The sequence below is a fragment of the Olivibacter sp. LS-1 genome (assembly GCF_008245145.1).
Taxonomy (GTDB): domain Bacteria; phylum Bacteroidota; class Bacteroidia; order Sphingobacteriales; family Sphingobacteriaceae; genus Olivibacter; species Olivibacter oleidegradans.
On the sequence record NZ_CP041643.1, the window covers coordinates 4,977,279 to 5,002,370 of the forward strand.

Consider the following 25,092-nt stretch of genomic DNA (forward strand, 5'->3'; position numbering starts at 1 on the left):
AGCTATTAAGGTTGATCCCACCAAAGTGGGGTATCTAAGGGCTCATCTGCCGGCACATTACTACTATTTCGGCCACGTTCATCAGCGGGATAAGCAACTCGTCTAATAAAATTATTTAGATAAGCGTTCAATGGCAACCTAAAATCTTTATATTGATAGTCATTTCTTCGCATATCATTCCAAGCTTCGGGATTCAAATAGGTAACAACGTATTTTTCTTTGAAGATCAGTTCCAAACTTAGGTTAGCTGCTCCAACTGCTACCGTTCTATTTTGCAGGTACGCATCCCTATCAGAAACAGCCACGCCCAGTTTGTCCATATGGGCTTGGATGCCTGCTAAATAAGCCTCGTAAGCACGATTATTGTTTCCAACACGTAATGCAGCCTCTGCTTCAACAAATTTAAGTTCTGCGTAAGTCATAATAACCAACGGAGCTGCTTCTGCGGTAAGAGGTGAATTGGTACTGATATAACATTCATCGTGGACTGTATTCGGACCTCCAACATTGCCCTGACCATTGCGAGTTCCAACGTAGTTGCCATTAATAGTCTTATCAGTAATTTTAGCGATGCGCGGATCTTCGAAACCATAGGTAGCCCCATTCAGATGATTAACAAAATTATCTGATAACCAACCACCTAATAGATTATTAGCATTATTTCTAGCAATCTGCGCCCATGGATTTATACCTAGAAAAGTATTCATGCTAGACTCGTCATCCGTTGATTGATAAGAGCTATCCAATGCGGCGAGAACAGCCGTTGGATCATAGCTCGACTTTTTGGACAGCTTATTCAGCAAGCGTGCTCTCAATCCGTAGGCAGTTTTAATCCATGCGCTTACATCTCCGTGGTGCATTAAATCCGAGGTTTCATCCAATTCGCTTGTAACGCCGGTTTTTCGTAGGTCTGCTATTCCTCGGTCAATCAGTTGAAGGGACTCGCTGTACAGTGCATCCTCACTGTCATAAGCCGGCGTTAATATATCATTAGCATAAAAGGCTTGTGAGAAAGGGGCTCTTCCCCAAACATCGGCTACCAAACCTAGCTGATAAGCCATCAATATTCTACCTGCTCCTGCATGGTGAAACGCATCTGTTGAATCGGCCTTTTGGATCATATCATATAGATCGGCCATTGCGTAATAAACGTCATTCCATTCTTCTGAATCATCCGTTACTTGATAGGTGTCAGCTGCCCCACTAGCTGAGGGATTTGCCAGATATTGCGTATAATAGCTTGTAATCAGACCAAACTGTTGCATATTCAACGCTGCTTTTTGCGTCGCTGTTGTCAACATGGCATTGATTGGTGGATCTTGCACCAAATTGGGATTTTCGTTCAGATCAAAATAATCCTTGCAACTTGAACATAAAATAATTCCCAGTAGCGCTATATATATAAATTTTGCCTTCATAATCGTATGTTTAAAAACCAACATTTAAAGTAAACAAAAAGCTTCTAACGGATGGATAAGTCATTCCCGCAAAAGCATCCACATTAGAACCGCTATTTGTTGTTGTGCTCTCCGGGTCGAAACCCGAGTAATCTGTCCATAAAGCCAAGTTGTTTCCGGTGACCGACAACTGAACGCTTTTTACAAAACTATTTTGCAACCACTTTTGTGGAAATCGATATCCTAACGAAACCGAACGAAGGCGTACCCATGAAGCGTCTTCTACAAAGTTCTCGGATACACCGCGGTGGATGATTCTATAATAGCCATCGCCATAATTAAGTCCCGTGGCAGGGTCAACACCCTGACCGAGCCATACCTCCTTTGTATTTGGTGTGCCGTCTGCCAATACACCCTCAAAAACCATATGGTCATTTCTATTTTCCGTGTACTTGGCCATGCCAAAGGCTGAGTAAAAATTCGCTAATTGATTATATCGCTCCTGACCCACTCGGGCGTCAATAAGAAAGGATAAAGACAGATCTTTATAATTAAAGGTATTGCTCCATCCTCCTAACCAATCCGGCTGCACATTTCCTAACTTCTTCTTATTAGCAACCGCATCCAGTATTGGAAAACCGTTATCCCCTATTAAAAGTGGTCTGTTCGGATCAATTTCATCCGATTGATCCAAACCTTGCGCTATTTCGTCCGGTGTATAATAACGTCTTAATACCCGACCATATAAGTCGCCATAGGCTTCTCCGGGGATCAGCCACATGTATACGTTGGAACTCAAATAACCAAATTCATTTCCCGCCTCTATTTGCGTTAAATCTTCCCGAAGCGATAAAACTTTATTTCTGTTCATTGAAAAATTCAAGCGCGTATCCCAACTGAAATCATCGAACTGAACAGGTCTTGCATTAACAGAGAGCTCTATCCCCTGATTGCGCATACTGCCCGCATTAACCGCGGCGTTCACATAACCGATACTTGAAGATACCGGAATCTTAATAATTTGATCTTTGCTTACAGAATGATAATAATTAAAATCGAAACTTAATCTGTTTTGTAAGAAAGCCATGCTTAAACCGGTTTCCCAGGTGTCTGTAAATTCCGGCTTCAACAGTGGGTCACCTAATAAGTTTGGTCGCGTAAACCCACTATACCCTGTGGGGAGACCGCGGTAGATTGCTAAGCCACGACTGGTTGAATATGGGTCAGCGTCCTTACCGATCCTAGCATAGGAGAAACGGAACTTGGCATTATCAATGCCGTCAGGCAATTTCAGATGATCAGAGAACACATAACTAAGTGTGGCAGATGGATAAAAGAAGGAGTTCCGTGGATTTACCAAGGAGGAAGTGATATCATTTCTACCGGTTAGTGTTAAATATAGATAGTTTTTATAGTTAAAGGAAAGTTCACCAAAAATACCCATGAGCCTGTATTTCTCTTCATAAGTGTCAGCCTGAATTGTTTTGGCGTTTGGTAATGAAAACCAATCATATACACTTAAATTAGATCCCTCTGTATTTTCCCGCCTGATATAACGATCGTATAAATCGTGTCCCAACCGTAAAGTCGCACCGAAATCATCTGAAAACTGGTGATCAGCGCTTGCAATGAAAGTGCTATTGATGGAACGGAAGTTTTGATTATAAACCCGCATGAAACCTAGCCCGGGATTCGCATCGGTTCCGTTTTCTTCCACCAATCGCTCACCTACCAAATCTCTAAACCCTAGGGCCGTGCCCAAACGATTATCACGATAAGTATCTATTCCGGCCCGATAAGAAAGGTTTAACCACTCAATTGGTTTATAGGAGAAGTTGACATTTCCTATAAATCGTAAAACGTCATCTTTAAAACGATTGGTTTCGGCTACGTATCGAGGGTTGGTCGTTGTTCCGTAAGAACGCATCGTGCCATTGTCTTCTAAATAGTCATTCACGTCATGACGGGGCGACCAATAAATTAATTGCTCAATGTACCTACCGGCATTACCCCGATAACCACCCGAATTATTAACACTCATGTTGACACCGCCATTGAACTTTTCGCTTAATTTAAAGGTCGTATTCAATCGGGCCTGGTAATTCTTGAAATCTGTCGCCGGTAATACCCCTTCTTGATTTAGCTGGGACAAGGAAGATAGGAAAGTAATCTTTTCTGAGCCACCCGACAATGTCAACGTATTTTTAAACTGAGAACCTGTCCTAAACGCATCTTTAACATGGTCATATAACTGGGCAGGATGCGTTGGATCAATAGCGCGTGCGTCGGCTACCGTTGGTCCCCAAGACGGCCAGAAAGACGCTGGATCATACTCTCCTTGCCACCCCTGCGTATAGGTGTTTTGCAACTCGGGGAAACGCGCAACGTTTTCAAAACCGGCTGTTCCTTGATAGTCAATTTTCAAACTACCGGACTTACCTGACTTCGTGGTAATAACGACCACGCCATTGGCACCCCGTAAACCATATAAAGCGGTAGCGGCGCCTCCTCGTAAGATATTAATGGTTTCTATATCATCGGGATTGACGTCAACCGCTCTATTGCTCAATCCTCTACCTTCTGCTCCTTCGCCTTGAACGGATGTACTGTTATCCATTAATACGCCATCGATCACAAATAAGGGCTGATTATCCCGTGCAGGATCCAATGAGTTGATACCCCGTATCTGGATCCTTGCTCCCTGCCCGGGTGCTCCACCGGTACTACTGATGGTAACTCCCGCAACCTTACCTTGTAAAGCATTTACCATATTAGGTTGCTTATTATAGTTGAGCTCTTCAGCTGTCACTTTTTGCGCAGTATATCCTAACGAACGCTCATCTCTTCGAATACCTAAAGCAGTCACCACCACTTCGTCTAATCTGGAGGCGATGGGTTTTAAACGGGCATCAACACGTGTTTCAGCGCCGACAGTAAGTTCTAATGGTTCCATGCCTATGTAAGAAAACACAAGGATACTTCCGCGGGTGGCAACTAGCTCATAAATACCTTGTGCGTTGGTTTGTGTTCGCCGTTCGGTGCCCTTGATGGTTACCGTTACACCGGATAAACTTTCTCCCGTGTTTATATCAATAACCCTACCCTGAATGGTCTTTTCTTGTGCATAGGCATAGCTTGAACTCAGCACAAAAAGAAACAACAGAAATTGTCTTAATTTTTTCATATCATTTTGTTTAGTTAATTAGGTGGCAAACAACTTAAATAAACATGAAGTTCAAACTCTTCATACATCGAAAAGCGAACAGCTATAAAAAACTAATCCCTTGATTTAATACGTTTATAATGGTAAGGCCAATTTAAAAAGAAATCTTTGGATTATGCGTTTTTTGTAGTATTTTTTTTCGAAAACGAAAAATAACGCATAAAACTTCTTCAGTTTTACAATCTTACCAATAAATGAACATCTAAGAGAAATTCTTCATTAACTTGCCAAAAAAATCGATCATGAAATTCTTTATCAATAAAGTGGATCAAATCGTAAATGAAGCGATAGACGGACTCTTAACTAATCCTAATTTGGTTAAATTGGATAGTTTCCCAGAAGTACGTGTTGTACTACGCAAAGATTGGGACAAGTCAAAAGTTGCAGTCATCTCCGGTGGCGGATCCGGGCATGAACCTGCCCACGCCGGCTTTGTAGGAAAAGGGATGCTAACAGCCGCCGTTTGCGGAGACATATTTGCCTCTCCATCCGTTGATGCCGTTTTATCAGCCATCTTAGCTACGGCTGGTTCTAAAGGGTGTCTACTTATTATAAAGAATTATACAGGCGATCGGCTCAATTTCGGCCTAGCTGCGGAACAAGCACGAGCACTTGGTCTTCAGGTCGAGATTGTAACCGTTGATGATGATATTGCACTTGGCACCGATGTAAAAAGAAGAGGTCTGGCGGGGACATTATTCGTTCATAAAATAGCAGGGTATCTAGCCGAGGAAGGCAAGTCGCTGCAGGAAATTGTAGAGGCAGCACACCATGTGATTGATAACACGATATCCATCGGGCTATCACTTACCGAATGTCAACATTTAGGGCAAGAACCTACCATGCGATTAAATGACAATGAAGTTGAACTAGGCTTGGGTATACATGGAGAACCCGGAATAGAAGTTATTCCTTACGCACAAGCTGATAAGCTCATGGAGCTGGTGGTCGACAAATTAGCACAGCACTTACCTGAAGAGAACGGAAAATACGCCATGATTTTCAACAACATGGGAAGTGTAAGTCCAATAGAAATGAACTTATTGCTCAATAGTTTTCGTAAAACACATTTGGCCGATAAGGTTGAATATGTTGTTGGCCCGGCGGCACTGATGTCGTCTATTAACATGAGCGGCTTCTCCGTTTCGCTGCTCGCGTTAAATAACGACCTTGAAAGGGCGTTAATAGCACCTGTTAATCTCGCTACTTGGCAAATACAGACGTTTTCGAAACCGAACGTTGTACCACACCCGATGCTTCCTAAAACCATTCCGTACGAAGCATCAAGCAATAGTCGTGTACAACAATTTATAGAATGCATTGCTGAACTTTTGATTTTGTCGGAAGCGGAAATCAATAAATTGGATATACAAGTTGGCGATGGGGATGCGGGCTCTACTTTTGCAATTGCCGGACGGCGCTTGTTATCGTCCATTCATGCACTACCTTTAAATGAGCCTGAAAAATTATTGTCAAGTATAGGTCGTATCTTATCAAGGGAAACCGGTGGTTCCAGTGGTGTTCTTTTATCCATCCTGTTTACCGCCGCCGGAAATGAATTTTCAACCTTACAAGACATGGGGCAAGCGCTTCTGCAAGGATTAAAGAAAATGAACACATACGGCGGGGCTCAAGTAGGTGATCGCACCATGGTGGATGCACTGCAACCCGCTTTTGAAGCATTGGCTCAACAAAAGGATCTTCAGGAAGTAGCGAAGCAAGCTCGAAAAGGTGCCGATGGAACAAAGAATATAACCAAGACCAAATTCGGCCGCTCCGCATATCTGTCCGAAGCTGTATTAAAAAGTGTACCGGACCCGGGCGCAGAAATTGTCGCGCGTATATTTGAACGTATTGCTTCTTTATAAAACAGCGAAGCGCTATCAAAGGGTTTATATCGGCGAGGCAATTGTATTTTAATTTAAGTATGTTTGCAGCATGGAGCAAGCATTAACACACGAGTTACTGAATAAATTAAAGGAGGACGGCTTCACCGTTCTTTTCGCGCCCGGACAGCATCATCAGCAATCTTATGTATTTATACCCATCGGAGTGGATGTTGATGAATTCCAACGTTTAACAGCGCTTCCCGATTATCAGCAAGATGCTTTTTTTACGCTGGAAGAAGCATTACTTATGGAGGAAAGCGAGTTATTTAAGCATAAAGTAATTACTAGTTAGCGGCACTTTTCTTATTGTTAAATACAGTAACTTTAATCAGCATCAACAAAGGCATCTCCCCCAATAAATAACATATTCATAGAAGGCCTTGCCGGACTACCTGAAGCACCTACTGCAAACGAGCGACGTACTTCCCGACCGTCATTATAACGAAGAGTCAACGTATGTTCATCAATAGTATAAGTGCCGGCATTTTTACTTTTTTTCCAGGCAGCGGAGCTCGGTGTACTGATGCCTGAATTAGTTCCTTCTTCGAAGTACTGATTATCTAGAAAGCTAATCTTATTAATGATCAGTGCATGGGTACCGTTGCCATAGTCTCCGCCGCTCGTCCGCTTATATACGTTTTTTAATGGTAGGCTCTTATGATATGCATAAGCTGGGAACCAATTTCCTGAGCCTAATTTGTAGTCAACAGTTTTTCCTTTATAATTAGTGAGGTAATAGACACCGTTCTTTAATTGCCACTTGCCCCAAGCTTTCGGCTTTTGCTGTTTGGAAGTACCAATCTCCACTTCATCGAGCGGCTCTTCACCTACCTCAAAATAATCGCCGTTTTTAAATAGCACAAGGGGTTCAAAGGTAATGGACACCGGATAGCCGCTAATCGCTCTAAAAAACCAACCTTCAATTGCCAACGGTCCTTGCCTTATATCTTTTTCTTTTTGTTGGCTGTTAGTAATTGGGATGACGCCAATCGTAAAAAAAACAAAAATCAACAATCTCTTTTTCATAAGATATTTCTTTTCAATAGTTCTCACTAACTCCAAGACTGGTTCAAATATAATGAGCTGCCTGAAAAGAAAACATCCTAAAAAACCATGATATTGTTATAGCTATTCTTAGCCACTTATAAAGACACCGTGCGATAAAGCTTGTAGTTTCATGTTTATCCGTAAAAATGTATTCCTTCCTGTTACCTAAATTAGTCATTACAACTTAATAATTACGAATAAGAGCCGAAGACGATTCTTTTCTATGCCAAACAATATGTACTTTGTACCAGTTAAATAGGTGACCTGCACGTGCTGGATCAGAAATTCAAAAAATTAACCTAGGATTCAGGACCTGGTATTGTTAAAACAAAAAACAATAACATATATGAAAATAGTAGTTGTTGGCGGTGGATTTGCCGGCATTAATTTCATAAAATCCATCGAATCGGATAAAAGATTCGAAATCACTTTGGTGGATAAAAATAATTATCACTTTTTCCCTCCGCTCCTCTATCAAGTCGCTTCCGCATTTATTGAACCGTCCAATATTAGCTACCCCTTTCGCCGAATGTTTCAGAAAAAAGATAATTTGCGTTTTCACATGGGTAGTTTAATTCAAGTGAATGTATCGGAAAACACAATCGATACAGATACAGGAACTTTATCATATGATTACCTTGTTCTCGCATTAGGTACAGAGACAAACTATTTCGGCATGGAGTCGGTAAAAAACGACTCGCTACCCATGAAAACAATAGACGAAGCCCTTCATTTACGCAACCATATTCTCTTAAATATGGAGAAAGTAGTCAGAATGCAGGACACCGCTCGGCGAGATGGCTTACTTAATATTGTTGTGGCGGGAGGTGGGCCTACCGGTGTTGAGTTTGCGGGAATGTTGGCTGAATTAGGCGGTTATATAGCGGCAAAAGAATATCCTGAGATCAAAGATTTTAGATCGCATATTTACCTTGTCAATTCCGGGCCTGTATTACTGGGCCCTATGAGTAAAACTGCCCAACAAGAAGCGGAGAAAGTTTTAACCAAGTTAGGTGTTAATGTGATTTTAAATGCGGCAGTAAAGGATTACCTCAATGGGCGTGTCATCTTGTCGAATGGAAGGACAATTGAGACGGAAGCGCTTATCTGGGCTACGGGAGTTATAGCACGAGAAGTTCCCGGATTACCATCGCAGGTTATAACCCGGGGACGGCGGATTATAGTCGACGCTTTTAATAAAGTAGTAGATACTGCCAATATTTTTGCCATTGGCGATATATGCTATCAAACAACGGACCCCCATTTTCCTGAGGGCCACCCACAGCTTGCTCAAGTGGCTATACAACAGGGAAAATTACTGGCAAAGAATTTATCCCGGGCAGTTAGCGGTCAAGAACAAAAATCTTTTCACTATAAAGATAAGGGAAGCATGGCCATCATTTCCAAATACAAAGCAGTAGCTGATCTTCCAAAGTTTTCTTTTAAAGGATTTTTTGCCTGGGTGCTTTGGTTATTTATCCATATAATCCCCTTAATAGGGTTTAGAAATAAGATGAAGCTGATATTCAGCTGGATGTGGTCTTTTATTACCAATGATCCTACCCTACGTTTAATATTTCGGCCAGGCTCGCATCAAAAGAAGAGAGATAAAGACGATTTTTAATTGGTTTCAGAACGAAACAGCATTTATCTTAAATAAACGTCCGCCAGATTAGCTATTTTTACACTGGCAAATCCCGGACAACAGCAATTTAATAGAATTTTCCATCCTTTACATTCGTTCTTCAATGAAAACCACAAAAATCTTAACGCTTTTTTTCTCATTATTTATAGCGATGGAGTTTAGCGTGATAGACGCCTTTGCTCAATTTTATCCCGAAAAAATCTTTGCACCGGACTTCTATACCTATAAAGGAGACGAATACAGAAGTGCCAGTGGCAAACCTGGCCCTAAATATTGGCAAAATCAGGCAGATTACCGTATACAGGCATCTTTTGACACACTTAACTATAATTTGGAGGGAATAGTGGAAATCCGCTATCAGAATAACAGCCCAGATAAACTAGACCAACTTTGGCTTCAGCTGGACCAAAACAATACCTTGGCTAGTACACGAGGGAATCGAATACAAGCACCGATCGCAGCTGTAGATGCGCGTAAAGGCTATCTAATCAGCTCGGTTAAAATAGAAAGGAACGGGGAATGGGTAGATGCAAGTTATCTAATTGAAGACACCCGCATGCAGATCCGACTGGCAGCTCACCCACTAAAGTCGGGTGAACAACTCAAGCTTTCCATCAAATATGCTTATACTTTACAGAAACAGGGCGGTGGAGGGCGTTCCGGCTATCTAGATACTAAAAACGGTAAGATTTTTGAATTTTCTTATTGGTATCCGCGCTTATGTGTCTATGATGATTATTATGGCTGGAATACGCTACCTTTTATGGGTAGCGGAGAAATGTATCTCGATTATGGAAATATTGATTTTTCGATAACCGCACCCGCCGGTGCCTTGGTCGTTGCTACAGGCGATCTAATCAATAAAGAAGAAGTTTTAACAGAGAAAACATTAGCCCGGCTTGCCAAAGCTCAAGAATCGGACGCAACGGTCATGATACGCTCAGCATCAGAATTAAAAGAAGGCTTAACAAAAAACAAACGTGGCACGGTAACCTGGCATTTTAATATGAAAAATACGCGCGACGTAGCCTGGGCGTTATCCTCTGCTTTTATTTGGGACGCAGCGCGCATTAATCTACCGGATGGTAAAACAGCCTTGGCACAGTCGGTATATCCTATTGAATCTACAACCGACTCGATTGCTTGGCCAAGGTCAACGGAAATGATCAAAGCTTCAGTGGAACACTATTCAAAAAAATGGTTTGCATTTCCATATCCGGTAGCTACCAGCGTCGCTGGGCCTGTTGGCGGCATGGAGTTTCCCGGCATGGCTTTTAATGGTTATCAAGCGAAACCCTATATCATGTATCTTTTGGCATCACACGAAATAGGACATACTTGGTTTCCAATGATCGTAGGATCTAATGAGCGTCGTTATCCTTTTATGGATGAAGGATTCAATACTTTTCTTAATATTTTGGCGCAGGAAGAATTTAATGATGGGGAATTTGCTCCCAAAAGAGACGGTGAGTATGCACCGGGAGGTGGACATCCGGCGGATGAAATTGTTAAAGTGATTGCGGAAAGCGGAGAAGCTAATACGCTAATGACGCCTCCCGACGCCATGGATCGTAAATATGTGCATCCTCTCGCCTATTTCAAATCTGCTTTTGGTTTGGTTTTACTTAGGGATGTCATTCTCGGACCGGAAAGATTCGACTACGCATTCCGACAATATATTCATAATTGGGCTTATAAACATCCACAACCGGCAGACTTCTTCCGTTCGATAGAAAACGGTGCAGGAGAAGACCTATCCTGGTTTTGGAGGGCTTGGTATTATCATAATTGGCAGTTAGATCAAGCCATTAAAGGGGTGAGCTATGTAAATGGAGAACCAAAAAACGGAGTAATTATCACGGTGGAAAACAAACAACAAATGGCTATGCCTATTTTGGCACGCATTAAAGAAAGTAATGGTACAGTTCACAATTTCACCGTTCCTGTAGAAATTTGGCAACGGGGAGCTGATGCTACGTTTAATGTGAGCACGCAATCAAAAATAATAAGTGTTGAATTAGATCCCGAGCATAAAATTCCGGACATCGACCGATCAAATAATAGTTGGAAATAAATTAGAGGACAATGGAATTTTTAAATTTAAGGTGGGCAGATCTCGATCCTAATTTTCATTTGAGACATAGTGTTTATTATGACCTTGCAGCCCAGGAAAGAATTGCAATTTTAGATCGTTACGGCATAAATGCTGCTGTTATGATCGATCAACATTTTGGGCCGGTACTATTTAAAGAGGAGTGCGTATTTAAACGGGAAATCCGATTATCTTCCCGTATATATATTGACACAAAAGTTCTGAAAATGAAACGCGACGCTTCTTTTTGGGTAATTCAACACAGCTTTATAGCGGAAACGGATACATTACACGCCCTTCTTAAAGTGGAAGGAAGTTGGATGGATACCATCAAACGAAAATTAGCACGCCCTGTCCCTCCAATCGTACTTGAAGGTATGGAAAACTTCCCTAAAACAGCAGATTTTGAATACATCTAAACTTGTAGATGTACGCTTAGCCGCGAAGTCTTTATTTGCTAAAGATTTCGCGACTAGGCGTTAGAAAGTACGCATTAGAAAAAAGAAGCGTAATCTTGAGCAAAAGTTCGAAAATTCCGGGGCGATCTGCCTGTTATTGTTTTTACCGCAGCACTTACTCCTGCGGCCTCTCCCCTAGCGTAATGAGCATAATCTTCTATTAGCCCCGCCGCCTGCCATTGAGGAAACCCGAAGCGAATTAGCTCTTGATACATTTCATCGGGTCCTACATTTATAAATCGGATGGGCCGACCCAATTCTTCTGAAAAACAAGCAGCTATTTCCTCATGCGTGATTGCCTCTGGGCCTGTAAGATCGTAAATCCGATTTTCGTGTCCTTTACCAGTCAGCACTTCGCCAGCCACCCTAGCAATATCGCGGATATCAATTAAACTTATACGAGCATTGCCAATGGGCGCAAAAAACAATCCTTGTTCGGAAATAAGCTTTCTAAAACCTAATAGCCCCTGCATATATAAATTAGGTCGTAAAAAAGTATAAGGTATGCCACTGGCCGCTATTTTCTGCTCAACCACAGCATGATATCTTAAAAAACGCACAGGGGAAACCGGATCTGCTGCAAATTGGGACAATTTAACCAAGTGTTCAACACCTTCCTCTTTCGCCGCTTTCACTAAATTTAACTGCAAGAATTCGGCCTGTTCAGAGGAATCTGTTAGCAGAAATACTTTTTTTATCCCTTCTAATGCTTTTTTGAGACTATTCATATTGGCAAGATCTCCGTGAACAATCTCCGCCCCTTTATATTGAATTAAGCTTGTTTGTTTTGCGCCTTCCCTTGTTAGCGCTTTAAATGAGACATTTTTTTCAGCTAAATAAGCGGTTAATTGTGTGCCTACCGCGCCCGTTGCGCCGACTATTAAAATAGATGCTTTGCTTGTCATAACGTTATATTTATATCGCAAAATTCGGCTTGATGAACCATTCAAAATTGTAAGAAAACGAAATGTTTATTTTACCAATGTTGCTTTATCGATAGAAATATTACACGAATCATCTAAACATAAAATAATCATTTCGTGTTATGGATATTGCTCGGGCGAAAAGCAATTGAAATTTTTGGATTGAAAATTGTTTACGTTCGTTCTGAACATGTTTAAAACAAAGAAGAATATTTTGAAATTTAACAGCTCGTTTAATTCCCGGAAGTCGCTTCTTCGTAAGCACCAAACGTTTAAAAAACACTTAAAGACATGGCTAAGCATGTTCTGTTTGTTAAATGTATATGTATTTAGCTACGGACAAGATACAACTGCAGTGAGAATAGATGAACCTAAGCAGAAAGCTGATTCAACTTTTTATCAATATGATATCAGTGATTTAATAAGGAACATTATCCATCCTAAGAGAAAACCTGATTCGCTTAAGAAGAAATCAGGTATTACCCCTATGCCTAATATAGCTTACAATCCAAGTATTGGAGCCCAGATTGGAATTAAGGCAGTGGCAGGAAAAGTTTTAGGAAACGACCCCAACACGTTGATGTCGGTTGCTGCTACTTCAGCTTCGATTACTACAAAAGGCATCATTTACTTTTACTTAAGTCATAACGTTTACACACCCGGGAATAAATGGAATTTACAAGGAAGCTTAGTAGCTGCAAGAACCGTATCACCCGACTTTGGGATTGGAATTGGGCACGCGGGCGGTGACACTGACGAAGACCGGGTATTGACCAATCCCGAACGTAGAGGCTATACGCAACATGCACAATACTATAACTTCCGAGAAAAAATCTACAAACAGATTCAGGAAAACCTATTTCTCGGAGCAGGTGTATCTTTTGATATCCGTAGGAAAATTGTAGACAGACAAATAGATCAGGGACTTACTCCTTATCATATCTATAACGAGCGATATGGTTTTAAGCAAGAAGACTATATGGCGAATGGCTTCCTGTTCAATGTACAATATACTACCCGCGATAATCAAAATCGTGCGTATAAAGGTATTTATTCCGACGTTGGCATCCGCGTTAATCAAACATGGATAGGAAGTAGCCAAAGTGCTGTACAGATTACGACCGATTTTCGCAAATATTGGAGCTTGTCGAAACGCAACCCTGAACATGTTATCGCATTCTGGAATTGGGGCTCTTATCTCGTCAGTGGAGCCCTACCTTATTTGGAGCTACCTGGTACAGGTAAAGACCCAAGTTTCCGGAGTGGCCGGGGTTATACCGTTTCATATTTTAAGGGTCCATTGTATTTTTATTCGGAAGTTGAATATCGTTTCCCCATTACACGAAACAAGTTCCTGAGTGGTGTTACTTTTTTCCATGTACAAACTGCGAATGACGATCTAGGCACTAAGCTATTCCAGCGTTGGCAACCAGGGGGAGGAGCAGGACTTCGTGTACTCTTCAACAAAGCGACCCGCACCAATCTTTGCCTCGATTATGCTTTTGGTCGATATGGCGCCCGTGGTTTTTTCCTCGGACTGAACGAAGCCTTTTAGCAAATTCTCAAGTCAGTCCAAGGAAATATACCTATTCCGATAGGCAGAAAAAAGTTAGGCAGCTGCATTCGATGTATCGGTTATTCCAAAAATTTCCGATACATCCAAATCAACAAACTTATAAAAACAGATAAGATGACCATGCTGGTAATGGGCATAAAAAAAGTGAATCCCGGTTTTTCTATGCGAATATCCCCAGGGAGCTTTCCGAACCAATTCAGATTAGAATTGGTAAAGTACATAATACAGCCTATAACTACCAAAAGACTTCCTATGTAGATTACTACCTTAGCCATACTTTTTTTAAATTTGTTAATTTATTTCATCCTGTTCAACTTCCGATCGTTCTTTCCGGCGTCCAAGTGCCATCAACGGAGATACCGTAAAAGAAATCAAACCTATTAATACAATTGCTCCGCCTAATATAAAAAACGTGCGGCCGATTCCAATATAATCAGCTATAAACCCCGTGCTCAACAAACCGATGACGGAGGGTAATATCGCAATACTATAGAACATGGAAAATACCCTTCCCATCATAGCGGGATCAATTTCCTCTTGAATAATCGTCGTAAAACTCGCGTTATAAATAGAGGCGGCGACACCGCCAATGGCGGTTAAAATTGCAAAGAAAATAAAACCGTTCATCGGTAACATACCGGAAATAGCTAAAGAAAGGCCCAACAGTATGTGCATGTAGTTAATTAAAATAACTTTACTGGCATTGGGTTTAAAAACCCCTAATAACCCGCCTCCCACTAACATTCCTATTCCCCATACGACTTCAATTAAGCTCATTTCAAATTTGCCACCTCCAAAATGCTGTAATGTCAACAACGGAAAAAGGACGGCTACCGGCATAATGCAAAACGTGGCTAAAATGGAAAAAAGAAACAAATAAGATAGTCCTCTATTCTTTGTAACGGCACGGACCCCAATCACGATATCCCGTCCTACTTGTTCAATACTTGCTTTATCTAATATTTGTTGAGCTGGATTTGGAATACGTATAAACAGTAACGACAAAATTGCAATAAAAGCGCCAACAACATCGAGTAAAAGAACATGACCAATATCTAAAAGACCGATGGCAAATGCGCCCAATGCGGGTCCCGCAATATTGGAAACAGATTGGATAATTTGATTAATACCCGCTATACGTAATAGCTGCGATTCAGGTGCCAACAAAGGCACAGACGCTTGCATGGCTGGCATATGAAAAGCAGACCCAGCCGAGCGGAGTCCCAACAACAAATAGATATATATTAACTCAAAATGACCTGCATAAAAAAGTAAGGACATAGCGATGGTGCAAATGCTTATAAAGCCGTCTGCAAAAATCATCGTCTTTTTTCGGTCCCACCGATCGATGAAGACACCGGCAAAGGGCCCTATAAGAGCTTGTGGCAAAAGACCGGCAATAGCCGCATAAGCTAACACCTCTGCGGAGCCCGTTTCTATGCTCAACCAAATGATAACCGCAAAATTAACTGCTGAACTACTTAATAAGGATATAAATTGACCCGTCCAGATAACGAGAAACTTTCTTTTCCAAGAGATTTCCATAAAAAAATGATTAATACCTCAAGAACCTATTGAACTCAAGGATGTTAAACAGAATCTAAAATAAAAGTAATGTTCCAGGAGATGTCCTGAAATAAGATAAGTGTTAAAGAAGTGCTCTTATTAAGCCCTATCTCTATACATAACAATTCTAACGGAAAAAATTAGCCTCATCGGTTATAATTTTAATTGAGAGCAAAATTAACTAAATGCTCCTTATCTCGCAAGTATACTGAACTACGTTAAAATTCGTCTTTTAATTTGATATACAATCGCTCGAAAATTTTAAAATTATTCATATAAGCCTCATGGTCCGCTTGTTTTGGCAAAAAAGAAGAAATGGTTACATCTTGATCATTATAAATAGAAAAGCCATCGATTAATTGTAATGCATTCATACCAACAATGGTCGCTCCCATCGCTGAACTTTCAATGGTCTTTCGAACAAATACTTGTTTGTTGAATATATCTGCAAGCATTTGTACCCAATCACTTGATCGGGCAAAACCGCCGCTCACGAAAATGCAACGGAAAGAACCGGAGGCCTCCTCCAAAGCCCGCGCCACACTGTACAAGCCAAAGAGTACACCTTCCATCATGGCTCTAATAAAATGGGCTTGTTTATGATGCTTTTGAACACCAAAGAAGACGCCTTTTGCATTTGCGTCCCAATGGGGAGCACGTTCGCCTGTCAAATAAGGCAGGAAAACCAAACCATTGGATCCGGGGCTTATCGCAGCGGCTTGTTGAGTCAATAAGGGAATTGTTTCCTCCAACGCTTGTCCATTTGAAGACACAAAACCTTCCTGATACCACTGCAGAATATTGGCGCCGTTATTCACTGCCCCACCCAGCACATAGGTTTCAGGTGATATTACGTAGCTGAAAATCCGTTCCTTTTCATCCCGTGCCGGTTTGTCTGATACCACGCGTATAGCCCCACTGGTTCCAATCGTAACAGAGGCAACGCCTGCATCCATGGCTTGTGCACCTATATTGGCTAAACAGCCATCACTTCCACCTACAATAAAGGGAGTATCGATCGGAAGCCTCATAAAATCGGCATAGTGCGCGTTTAGGCCTCTTGAAATATGCGTAATCGGCACTAATGAAGATAAACGCTCGGCAGAAAGATCTAGTAACGACAATGCAGGATTATACCATTGCTGCTTAGCCGTTTCCAATAATCCCGTGGCAGAAGCTATGGATACGTCAACGATATAGGTTCCAAATAATTTAAAGAATACGTATTCCTTAATAGAGATAAATTTATATGCCGCCTTAAAAATATCAACCTGGTTTTCTTTCATCCACCCAAGCTTGCAAAGTGGCGACATGGGATGAATAGGTGTACCTGTCTTCAAATATATATCGTGGCCTAAAGATGTGCCCTTTAATTGCGTCGCAAATGCTTCACTCCTGGTGTCCGCCCAGATAATACAATTGGTTAGCGGCCTTCCCGCTGAGTCTACGGCCATAAGGCCATGCATCGCACTACTGAAACTGATACCGCGTAATGCCGTCGCTGCCTGATTTCCATTCATAACTTGACGCACTGCGGCGATACAGTTGATGACGGCTTCGAACAGGACTTCGGGATCTTGTTCACTATAAGTGGGTAAAGGAGAAATAACCGGATAGGACATGCGGTGTTCGGTTATCACCTGCCCTTGTAAATTAAAAGCCAAAGCCTTTGTACTCGTAGTTCCAATATCCACGGCTATAATATATTCCATATGAAGTAAGCTCCTCAGCTTTAAAATGATTTTATCTCTCCATTAAGAAGAGAAAATTGTAAAATATAAATATAGTGGTTAGTCCTTTATTCGAAGAGTTTTATAGCAGAAAATATTACACATAATGGATTTTCCGAAATTGCGTGCTCTTTACATTGCAATATTCAGCAATCTCTTATTTCCTCCCGGAAATAAGAAGCATATTTTTCTCATCGGACAATCAAAAAATTACGTATATCACAACAGCAGCAGTCTGTCAAGTATTTACTTAGAACTAACGTTGCGAGAAACACAAAATCACTTCAATAACAGAGAAAAAAAACTATTTATCGCCAACTACACTTCTTTTCGATAAAAACAAGCAAACAAAAAACCATGAAAACACCGAAACATCGCCAGATTCTCACATTAGCTAAATAAAATTTCATATCTTTATTTTTTCCTGCATTCAAACATCGTTTTTTCGCATATGACAAGATTTATCAAAATAATGCATCCAACAGGATTGACTGAATGGATACATATTGATCAGATTTTTTCGTTTTATCCCTTAGAAAACCCCACACCCACACAACAAACCATACTAAACTTAGTCAATGGAAATAAAGTAACCATTTCACAAACAGTGGATGAAGTATTAAAGCAGTTAAAAGATCTTCGATAAAATTCGGTCGCTGGTCTGAGAGAAGAATAGCAACAAGCTGACCATCTCGCTTTAAGCTCATTGCTTCCTTAAAAACCCCTAAAAACAGCGATTTACACGTACTAAATGCGAAATTATCTTTGCTCTAAAAAAGTATTTATCTTAAAAGAATTTCCATGAAAAAAGTATTTATCGGTTTATCTATGATCTTATGTTTACTGACCGCTTATAATTGCAGTCAACCAAAAGATCCTGCGGCGTATAACAATGAATTAATGACCGTAATTAATGACAACGAAAAGCATATTAACGACATGAACGCTGCCATGACTGCTGCCGATTACAGCAAAGCATCAGAGGTAAGAAAAGCTTGGGAAACAAGTTTAAGTGAGCAGATTGCAAAAGTAGAAAAAGCGGGCGATTTTAATGGTGACGAAGTGCTTCAAAAAGGGATATTAAGCGGCTTGAAAGCTTATCAAAAAATTGTAACCGACGATTATCCGAAGCTAATTGATATACGCGCCAATAAAAAAGAAGACCCTCAAACCGAACAACAATTGCTAGAAAATATTAATAACGCCTTCGAAACCGCTGCCAATGACGTCAACAAAGCTTCGAACGATTTCGAAAGTAAATACGCGAAGTAATATTTCTATTGACCCTACACTACCTATTGCTAGAAAAGAAAATCGTACCTGAATATAGGGGCCTGTTTTCCAACACAGAAGACAGCCCCTTCTTCTGCTACCGGCGCGCTACTTAATTTCTATTTGGATGTTGCGTTGAAAGCATCAAACAACTTTTTTAGCTCTTTTGCTTTTTCAGGGAATTCGTCGATAACATTGGTTCGCTCACTCGGGTCATAGGAAACATTAAAAAGTTCTTTGGCTGCAGGATAAGCTTTTCCTGAATTATTATTTATGCCAGCTGGCAACTCCCGATATTTCCAACTACCACTTCTTACTGCTTCCACGTTGCCATGATTAACCAAGTAAATAGGACGGTGTTCAAAATCCAGATCTTTAGCTTTTCCCATGAGCAATGGGGCGATTGATTGCCCATCCAATTCGCGTGCTTTAGGTAATGAGGCATCCGTCAATTCAGCTAAAGTAGGTAATACATCTACGTTGCTAATCGCACTTCGCAGTACGGCTCCTTTTGGTGTGCGTCCTTTCCAGTAAACAATAAACGGCACACGTACCCCGCCCTCATAAGTCTGTGCTTTAGACCCCTTGAACATGCCCGCAGTGCCCACATGCCAATTTTTTGTAACACCGTCGCCACTCATTCTAATAGGATACTCAATCCATGGTCCGTTATCACTGGAAAAAATCAACATGGTATTATCGGCCAATCCTTGCTCTTCCAATGTTTTCCACATCAAAGCCAGCTGCTTATCCAAATCTTCTACAACAGCACCCAAGGCTCCTCCAAAGTGCAACGCTTTCATCCGATCGGCTTCGGCAGCTAAAGCGACCGGTAAGTGAGGCATATTATGGGCGTAGTATAGAAAAAAGGGTTGATCTTTCCTTTGTTCTTTAATAAAACGGATAACTTCTTCGCTGTAAATCCGACTTAAATTAGAATCGGCGGGACCTTGTATCGCAGGCTTTCGGTTTCGAAAAATTTTAATTGTCGTATCTGTTTTCACGTAGGGATCGCGATAATCATGGCTATACAACATGCCAAAAAATGAATCAAAGCCCTGCCCCGTTGGATAGTTGAAATCATGCTTATCTCCTAGGTGCCATTTTCCTACTAAAGCGGTGCGATACCCCACTTCTTTTAACATTTCGGCAATGGTTATTTCTTCGTCCGGCAGCCCTAATGTTGATCCAGGGCCTATCGGATCCGGAAGATTATAACGAGAAGCATAACGTCCGGTCAATAAGGATGCACGTGAAGGCGTACAGGAAGGACTCGTCACCATGAAATCGGTAGCACGAACCCCATTAGCAGCCATTGAATCCAAAAAAGGGGTCGATATGCTAGGGCTACCATAACAACCTAAATCGGAGTACCCCATATCATCGGCCAATACAAGAATAATATTGGGACGCTCTTGCGCGCTTCCGGAACCGAACAGGTAAAAACAATATAAGGCTGTAAGAATTATTTTTTTTATCCACATAGGCTGTAAAATTATAGATTCAGTCGTTAAGACCCAATCATTTTTGCAAGAATCTATAAACTTATTATCCTACATCAAGAACAGACAATAAACGAGTTCTTACCTTTGATTACAATTAACAGTAAAGCCCTTAATGACGGCAATACCTTACAAAGGGTACCCTTAAGGCGATTACTTTTAGGAAATTACGAAAAATTACTATGGAATTAGGTTTAAGCATGTTTGGCGATTTATCGTATAATCACGATACAAAGACCTTTCAATCCGCTCAGGAGCGGATTAAAGAAATACTGGAAGAAATAAAATTGGCAGATGAAGTCGGACTAGATGTTTTCGGCATTGGCGAGCACCACCGCCCTGATTTCGCTGTTTCCAGTCCGGAGATTATACTGGCTGCGGCAGCTGGTATGACTAAACAGATTAAACTGACCAGTTCGGTAACGGTACTCAGTTCAACGGATCCTGTCCGCACCTATCAGAATTTTTCCAGTGTGGATTTGATATCAAACGGTCGGGCCGAAATTACAGTCGGACGAGGTAGTTTCACCGAATCCTTCCCTCTGTTTGGATATAACCTAGGCGATTACAATGGTCTGTTTGCGGAAAAATTAGATCTCTTACTTGCTATTAATAAAAACGAAGTGATTACTTGGAAAGGCCGATTCCGCGCACCTTTGGAAGAACAACAGGTACTACCCCGCGCTACCGGAAAGGGCTTGGATATTTGGGTTGCCGTTGGAGGTACTCCTCAATCGGTCATGAGAGCAGGTCGGTTAGGACTGCCATTAATCATCGCCATTATCGGTGGCATGCCGATACAATTTAAACCTTTTTTTGAATTGTATAAACAGGAATACATAAAGGCTGGTCATGATCCGGCAAAAATGCGGATCGCTACGCATTCACATGGACTGATTGGCACGCATGGTCAAGAGCTAGCCGATCGTTATTTCCCTTTATATGCTGAGCAAATGAATCGCATCGGGAAAGACCGCGGCTGGGCACCGTATACAAAAGAGCAGTTTGAAGGTGGCCGAAGCCGTGATGGTGCCCTTTTTATCGGCGATGTCAATCAGGTGGTGGATAAAATACTTTATCATCAGGAACTTTTTGGCTTGACCCGCTTTCTGCTACATGCCGATGTGGGTGCCCCTCCGCATAAAGAATTGATGACAACCATTGAATTGTTAGGTACCAAAGTAGCACCGGCAGTGCGAAAAGCGCTGGGTAAATAAAACTTACTCAGGCTAAAGATCGTTTACGTAAGCTGAAACAATGCCTGAAAAATTCCGATTGTGCTTAAACAACATGTAAAGACAAAAATACATAGTAAACTTTATTTTCGCGCCAAAAAGCTTAGTTTTGTAGGAGCCATTGACTTAGTATAACCAGGTAGCCGTTCCCGTCTTTCTCCATTTTCAAATTCGGTAACTAAAACACTGATTACGCTAAATCAATTTAGCTTTATTAAAACTAAAACAAACGATCAATGTATTTACTAAAGAAAAAAAGCTTGCTTTTGCTAATCTGTCTTAGCTTACTCTCCTCTTCTCTATTTGCACAACGTTTTTACGTGGCTACTTATAATATTCGAAATGATAATAACAAAGAGGATGCTGCACGTGGCGATGGCTGGAAACAACGTTATCCCATTATCGCCGACTTAATTCGGTTTCATGAATTTGATATCTTTGGCACACAGGAAGGCTTATATCATCAACTGGAAGACCTGAAAAGCAGCTTACCTAATTATAACTATACCGGTGTAGGACGTGATGACGGAAAGCAGGCAGGCGAATACTCCGCGATATTTTATAATATGGAAAAATTTGATTTGCTAGATCACGGAGATTTTTGGCTTTCCACGCAAACAGACTATCCTAATAAGGGCTGGGACGCTGTTCTTCCTCGGATTTGTAGCTGGGCCAAGCTGCAAGTAAAAGCAAATGGGAAAACGCTCTACTTTTTTAACGTGCATTTTGATCATGTGGGTACGACTGCCAGAAAGGAAAGTGCGAAACTTATTCTGAGTAAGGTCAAAGAATTGGCAGGAAATCACACCGCCATTCTTACCGGCGACTTTAACGTCGATCAGCATAGCGACAGTTATCAAGTATTAGAGCAATCTCATATTTTACAAGATGCTTTTGAGGCGGCTCCTTTCAGATACGTAACGAACGGCACTTTCAATAACTTCAATCCAAATAGTAAAACGGACAGTCGCATCGATCACATTTTCTTAACAACAGACTTTAAAGTTCATAAATATGGCATTCTGACCGACACTTATCGCTCGATGCTACAAAATCCGCAAGATGCCTATCAATCGGGTAATTTCCCTAAAGAAGTGCGGTTAACAGATCATCGTGCACGTGTACCTTCAGATCATTTTCCGGTCATGATCAGTCTTGACATGCCTTAATCTTCTCCTCTACTATTTGTGCTATCTGAAAAAACTAAAAAATGAAATTGAAAGCCCACTTTAAAACGACTTTTATTGTTACAGCCCTGCTCTTTACGCGCACATTCATTATGGGCCAAGAAAACACTGATCCTGTTTCATATGTGAACACATTGGTTGGTACGCAATCCAAATTCGAGCTCTCTACCGGCAATACCTATCCCGCCATTGCTCTGCCCTGGGGCATGAACTTTTGGGTTCCGCAAACCGGTAAAATGGGCGATGGATGGGTTTACACCTATACAGCTGACAAGATAAAGGGTTTTAAACAGACTCATCAACCAAGTCCTTGGATGAACGACTATGGACAATTCTCCTTGATGCCATTAACGGACAAACCGGTATTCGACGAAGACGAGCGTGCCAGTTGGTTTTCCCATAAAGCGGAGATCGCAAAGCCTTATTATTATAAGGTGTATTTAGCGGATCACGATGTGGTCACCGAAATTACGCCGACCGAAAGGGCGGCCATGTTTCGGTTCACATTCCCTGAAACGAAAAACGCCTATGTAACTATCGACGCTTTTGATAAAGGCTCTTATGTTAAGGTTATACCCGAGGAACGCAAAATAATCGGGTACACCACACGCAACAGTGGCGGAGTGCCCGACAACTTCAAAAATTATTTCGTTATTGTTTTCGATAAGGATTTTACTTATCAGGCAACGGTTGATCAAAAGCGCATTCAAGAGAAACCTTTGGAAGTACAAGCAGATCATAGCGGGGCTATTATTGGTTTTGCTACCGCTAAAGGCGAACAAGTACATGCACGGGTTGCTTCCTCTTTCATAAGCTTTGAACAGGCGGCTATCAACCTGAAAGAACTGGGTGCCGACAATTTTGATCAACTTGCATCAAAGGGAAAAGAGGTATGGAACAAAACGCTCGGTAAGATTGAAATTGCCGATGAAAACATCGATAACCTACGTACTTTTTACTCTTGTCTGTACCGTTCGGTTCTCTTCCCAAGGAGCTTTTATGAAATAAACGCCGAAGGGAAAATCGTTCATTATAGTCCATACAATGGAAAGGTTTTGCCAGGCTATATGTTTACGGATACCGGATTTTGGGACACCTTCCGTTCTTTATTTCCATTCCTTAATCTCTTATATCCTTCAATGAATGTGAAAATGCAGGAAGGGTTGGTAAATGCCTATAAAGAGAGTGGTTTCTTACCCGAATGGGCCAGTCCGGGACACCGCGACATTATGGTGGGCAACAACTCCGCTTCTGTAGTAGCAGATGCCTATATTAAAGGTCTAAAGGGTTATGACATCGAAACCCTATGGGAAGCATTAAAACATGGCGCTAATAACGTGCACCCCACAGTCTCCGCATCCGGACGTAAAGGTTATCAAGAATACAATCAATACGGCTATATCCCCAATGATCTAGACATTAATCAGAACATTGCCCGTACCCTGGAATATGCGTATGACGACTGGGCAATCTATACCTTAGGAAAAAAACTTAACAAGCCGCAAAAAGAAATAGCCATCTATGCAAAAAGGGCCATGAATTATAAAAATGTGTTCGACATTCACTACAAGCTGATGCGTGGCCGAAAAGCGGATGGCAGCTTTTCCGGCGCATTTAAGGGCACTGATTGGAGCCGAGATTTTACGGAAGGAAATAGTTGGCATTACAGCTGGTCGGTCTTCCATGACCCGCAGGGCTTGATTGACCTAATGGGCGGTAATGGCGCTTTTACCAAAATGCTCGACTCGGTTTTTATTATTCCAGGTGCTGAAGGTATGAAAAGCCGCTCCATGATACATGAAATGCGGGAAATGCAAGTGATGAATATGGGGCAGTATGCTCATGGAAACCAACCGATTCAGCATATGATCTACTTATATAACTATGCAGCTGAGCCATGGAAAACACAGTATTGGGCTCGGGAGGTTATGGATAAGCTTTATGCCGCTGGTCCGGACGGCTATTGTGGAGATGAAGACAATGGTCAGACTTCCGCTTGGTATGTCTTCTCAGCGCTCGGATTTTATCCGGTATGTCCTGGAACCGACCAATATGTTATTGGCTCACCTTTATTTAAGGTGGTTAAACTGCATTTAGAGAATGGTAAGCAAGTAACCATTAAGGCACCTAGGAACAGCAGCGATCACCGCTACATTAATCGCGTTGAATTGAACGGTAAAGCTTATGGTAAGAATTATTTTCTACACAGTGATTTACAGGGTGGAGCGAATATTGTCTATCAAATGGAAAAAACACCCAACAAAGAAAGAGGTATAGCACCAACCGACGCACCTTATTCTTTCAGTAAGGAAATAGAAAAGACCTTAGAGAAATAAGAAACATCAAAGGA

The 25,092-nt window shown here is 41.4% G+C and carries 19 protein-coding genes; 11 read left to right on the top strand and 8 right to left on the bottom strand.

Translation table 11 applies throughout. The features are described 5' to 3' along the window. Positions 1-5: 5 nt before the first annotated feature. Together FKG96_RS20635 and FKG96_RS20640 are read right to left on the bottom strand one after the other, a co-directional pair. The gene (locus FKG96_RS20635; protein WP_130858445.1) at positions 6-1,418 is read right to left on the bottom strand and encodes a SusD/RagB family nutrient-binding outer membrane lipoprotein; all 1,413 of its coding nucleotides are present in this window, start codon (positions 1,416-1,418) and stop codon (positions 6-8) included. 10 nt (positions 1,419-1,428) lie between these two features. Beyond that, positions 1,429-4,581: a SusC/RagA family TonB-linked outer membrane protein gene (locus tag FKG96_RS20640; protein ID WP_149105975.1), complete on the bottom strand. Its 3,153-nt coding sequence runs from the start codon at positions 4,579-4,581 to the stop codon at positions 1,429-1,431. A gap of 281 nt (positions 4,582-4,862) precedes the next feature. On the opposite strand from FKG96_RS20640, the gene FKG96_RS20645 reads away from it, so the two are divergent. Continuing rightward, complete coding sequence (locus tag FKG96_RS20645; RefSeq protein ID WP_130858447.1) at positions 4,863-6,488, top strand: dihydroxyacetone kinase subunit DhaK; 1,626 nt, start codon at positions 4,863-4,865, stop codon at positions 6,486-6,488. 70 nt (positions 6,489-6,558) lie between these two features. Beyond that, the gene (locus FKG96_RS20650) at positions 6,559-6,801 is read left to right on the top strand and encodes a hypothetical protein (protein ID WP_130858448.1); all 243 of its coding nucleotides are present in this window, start codon (positions 6,559-6,561) and stop codon (positions 6,799-6,801) included. 32 nt (positions 6,802-6,833) lie between these two features. Here FKG96_RS20650 and FKG96_RS20655 read toward each other — a convergent pair whose 3' ends face one another. After that, the gene (locus FKG96_RS20655) at positions 6,834-7,535 is read right to left on the bottom strand and encodes a hypothetical protein (RefSeq protein WP_149105976.1); all 702 of its coding nucleotides are present in this window, start codon (positions 7,533-7,535) and stop codon (positions 6,834-6,836) included. 367 nt (positions 7,536-7,902) lie between these two features. Here FKG96_RS20655 and FKG96_RS20660 point away from each other — a divergent pair, with 367 nt between their 5' ends. The 3 genes from FKG96_RS20660 (at position 7,903) to FKG96_RS20670 (ending at position 11,712) form a co-directional block, all read left to right on the top strand. Further along, positions 7,903-9,180: an NAD(P)/FAD-dependent oxidoreductase gene (locus FKG96_RS20660; RefSeq protein ID WP_130858450.1), complete on the top strand. Its 1,278-nt coding sequence runs from the start codon at positions 7,903-7,905 to the stop codon at positions 9,178-9,180. 124 nt (positions 9,181-9,304) lie between these two features. Further along, the gene (locus FKG96_RS20665; RefSeq protein WP_130858451.1) at positions 9,305-11,275 is read left to right on the top strand and encodes a M1 family metallopeptidase; all 1,971 of its coding nucleotides are present in this window, start codon (positions 9,305-9,307) and stop codon (positions 11,273-11,275) included. 11 nt (positions 11,276-11,286) lie between these two features. Continuing rightward, entirely contained in the window at positions 11,287-11,712 is a 426-nt protein-coding gene (locus FKG96_RS20670; RefSeq protein WP_130858452.1) for a thioesterase family protein, read from the top strand. A 74-nt stretch (positions 11,713-11,786) separates the two neighbouring features. Here the strand turns inward: FKG96_RS20670 and FKG96_RS20675 are convergent, their stop codons facing one another. Next, on the bottom strand, positions 11,787-12,656 hold the full coding sequence (locus FKG96_RS20675) for an SDR family oxidoreductase (protein WP_130858453.1): 870 nt from the start codon (positions 12,654-12,656) through the stop codon (positions 11,787-11,789). A gap of 319 nt (positions 12,657-12,975) precedes the next feature. Here FKG96_RS20675 and FKG96_RS20680 point away from each other — a divergent pair, with 319 nt between their 5' ends. Continuing rightward, positions 12,976-14,229, top strand: coding sequence for a BamA/TamA family outer membrane protein (locus FKG96_RS20680; RefSeq protein WP_130858454.1), 1,254 nt, complete (start codon positions 12,976-12,978; stop codon positions 14,227-14,229). A gap of 80 nt (positions 14,230-14,309) precedes the next feature. Here the strand turns inward: FKG96_RS20680 and FKG96_RS20685 are convergent, their stop codons facing one another. The 3 genes from FKG96_RS20685 to FKG96_RS20695 form a co-directional block, all read right to left on the bottom strand. Further along, the gene (locus FKG96_RS20685) at positions 14,310-14,525 is read right to left on the bottom strand and encodes a DUF2905 domain-containing protein (RefSeq protein ID WP_013667779.1); all 216 of its coding nucleotides are present in this window, start codon (positions 14,523-14,525) and stop codon (positions 14,310-14,312) included. Positions 14,526-14,541: 16 nt separating this feature from the next. Further along, positions 14,542-15,795 (bottom strand): MFS transporter, encoded by a 1,254-nt coding sequence (locus FKG96_RS20690; protein ID WP_149105977.1) that lies wholly within the window; start codon positions 15,793-15,795, stop codon positions 14,542-14,544. A gap of 239 nt (positions 15,796-16,034) precedes the next feature. Further along, positions 16,035-17,528 carry a gluconokinase gene (locus tag FKG96_RS20695; protein ID WP_130858456.1) on the bottom strand — a complete coding sequence of 498 codons (1,494 nt, stop codon included), beginning with the start codon at positions 17,526-17,528 and terminating at the stop codon, positions 16,035-16,037. A 469-nt stretch (positions 17,529-17,997) separates the two neighbouring features. On the opposite strand from FKG96_RS20695, the gene FKG96_RS20700 reads away from it, so the two are divergent. Next, positions 17,998-18,192 (top strand): hypothetical protein, encoded by a 195-nt coding sequence (locus FKG96_RS20700; protein WP_013667783.1) that lies wholly within the window; start codon positions 17,998-18,000, stop codon positions 18,190-18,192. Positions 18,193-18,347: 155 nt separating this feature from the next. Then, positions 18,348-18,818, top strand: a complete 471-nt coding sequence (locus tag FKG96_RS20705) for a hypothetical protein (RefSeq protein ID WP_130858457.1) — start codon at positions 18,348-18,350, stop codon at positions 18,816-18,818. A 119-nt stretch (positions 18,819-18,937) separates the two neighbouring features. Here FKG96_RS20705 and FKG96_RS20710 read toward each other — a convergent pair whose 3' ends face one another. Next, a complete protein-coding gene (locus FKG96_RS20710; protein ID WP_130858458.1) occupies positions 18,938-20,302 on the bottom strand; it encodes a sulfatase-like hydrolase/transferase in 1,365 nt (454 codons plus the stop codon). 200 nt (positions 20,303-20,502) lie between these two features. Between FKG96_RS20710 and FKG96_RS20715 the strand changes: the two genes are divergently transcribed. From FKG96_RS20715 to FKG96_RS20725, 3 genes are all read left to right on the top strand, one after another. Continuing rightward, positions 20,503-21,537 carry an LLM class flavin-dependent oxidoreductase gene (locus FKG96_RS20715; RefSeq protein WP_130858459.1) on the top strand — a complete coding sequence of 345 codons (1,035 nt, stop codon included), beginning with the start codon at positions 20,503-20,505 and terminating at the stop codon, positions 21,535-21,537. 254 nt (positions 21,538-21,791) lie between these two features. Then, positions 21,792-22,724, top strand: coding sequence for an endonuclease/exonuclease/phosphatase family protein (locus tag FKG96_RS20720; protein ID WP_130858460.1), 933 nt, complete (start codon positions 21,792-21,794; stop codon positions 22,722-22,724). A gap of 41 nt (positions 22,725-22,765) precedes the next feature. Continuing rightward, the gene (locus FKG96_RS20725) at positions 22,766-25,078 is read left to right on the top strand and encodes a GH92 family glycosyl hydrolase (RefSeq protein WP_149105978.1); all 2,313 of its coding nucleotides are present in this window, start codon (positions 22,766-22,768) and stop codon (positions 25,076-25,078) included. Positions 25,079-25,092: the final 14 nt, after the last annotated feature.

Coding starts and splice junctions, on each gene's coding strand:
- FKG96_RS20635 (WP_130858445.1), bottom strand. CDS start 1,418: ATGAAGGCAAAATTTATATATATAGCGCTACTGGGAATTATTTTATGT.
- FKG96_RS20640 (WP_149105975.1), bottom strand. CDS start 4,581: ATGAAAAAATTAAGACAATTTCTGTTGTTTCTTTTTGTGCTGAGTTCA.
- FKG96_RS20645 (WP_130858447.1), top strand. CDS start 4,863: ATGAAATTCTTTATCAATAAAGTGGATCAAATCGTAAATGAAGCGATA.
- FKG96_RS20650 (WP_130858448.1), top strand. CDS start 6,559: ATGGAGCAAGCATTAACACACGAGTTACTGAATAAATTAAAGGAGGAC.
- FKG96_RS20655 (WP_149105976.1), bottom strand. CDS start 7,535: ATGAAAAAGAGATTGTTGATTTTTGTTTTTTTTACGATTGGCGTCATC.
- FKG96_RS20660 (WP_130858450.1), top strand. CDS start 7,903: ATGAAAATAGTAGTTGTTGGCGGTGGATTTGCCGGCATTAATTTCATA.
- FKG96_RS20665 (WP_130858451.1), top strand. CDS start 9,305: ATGAAAACCACAAAAATCTTAACGCTTTTTTTCTCATTATTTATAGCG.
- FKG96_RS20670 (WP_130858452.1), top strand. CDS start 11,287: ATGGAATTTTTAAATTTAAGGTGGGCAGATCTCGATCCTAATTTTCAT.
- FKG96_RS20675 (WP_130858453.1), bottom strand. CDS start 12,656: ATGACAAGCAAAGCATCTATTTTAATAGTCGGCGCAACGGGCGCGGTA.
- FKG96_RS20680 (WP_130858454.1), top strand. CDS start 12,976: ATGTTCTGTTTGTTAAATGTATATGTATTTAGCTACGGACAAGATACA.
- FKG96_RS20685 (WP_013667779.1), bottom strand. CDS start 14,525: ATGGCTAAGGTAGTAATCTACATAGGAAGTCTTTTGGTAGTTATAGGC.
- FKG96_RS20690 (WP_149105977.1), bottom strand. CDS start 15,795: ATGGAAATCTCTTGGAAAAGAAAGTTTCTCGTTATCTGGACGGGTCAA.
- FKG96_RS20695 (WP_130858456.1), bottom strand. CDS start 17,528: ATGGAATATATTATAGCCGTGGATATTGGAACTACGAGTACAAAGGCT.
- FKG96_RS20700 (WP_013667783.1), top strand. CDS start 17,998: ATGACAAGATTTATCAAAATAATGCATCCAACAGGATTGACTGAATGG.
- FKG96_RS20705 (WP_130858457.1), top strand. CDS start 18,348: ATGAAAAAAGTATTTATCGGTTTATCTATGATCTTATGTTTACTGACC.
- FKG96_RS20710 (WP_130858458.1), bottom strand. CDS start 20,302: ATGTGGATAAAAAAAATAATTCTTACAGCCTTATATTGTTTTTACCTG.
- FKG96_RS20715 (WP_130858459.1), top strand. CDS start 20,503: ATGGAATTAGGTTTAAGCATGTTTGGCGATTTATCGTATAATCACGAT.
- FKG96_RS20720 (WP_130858460.1), top strand. CDS start 21,792: ATGTATTTACTAAAGAAAAAAAGCTTGCTTTTGCTAATCTGTCTTAGC.
- FKG96_RS20725 (WP_149105978.1), top strand. CDS start 22,766: ATGAAATTGAAAGCCCACTTTAAAACGACTTTTATTGTTACAGCCCTG.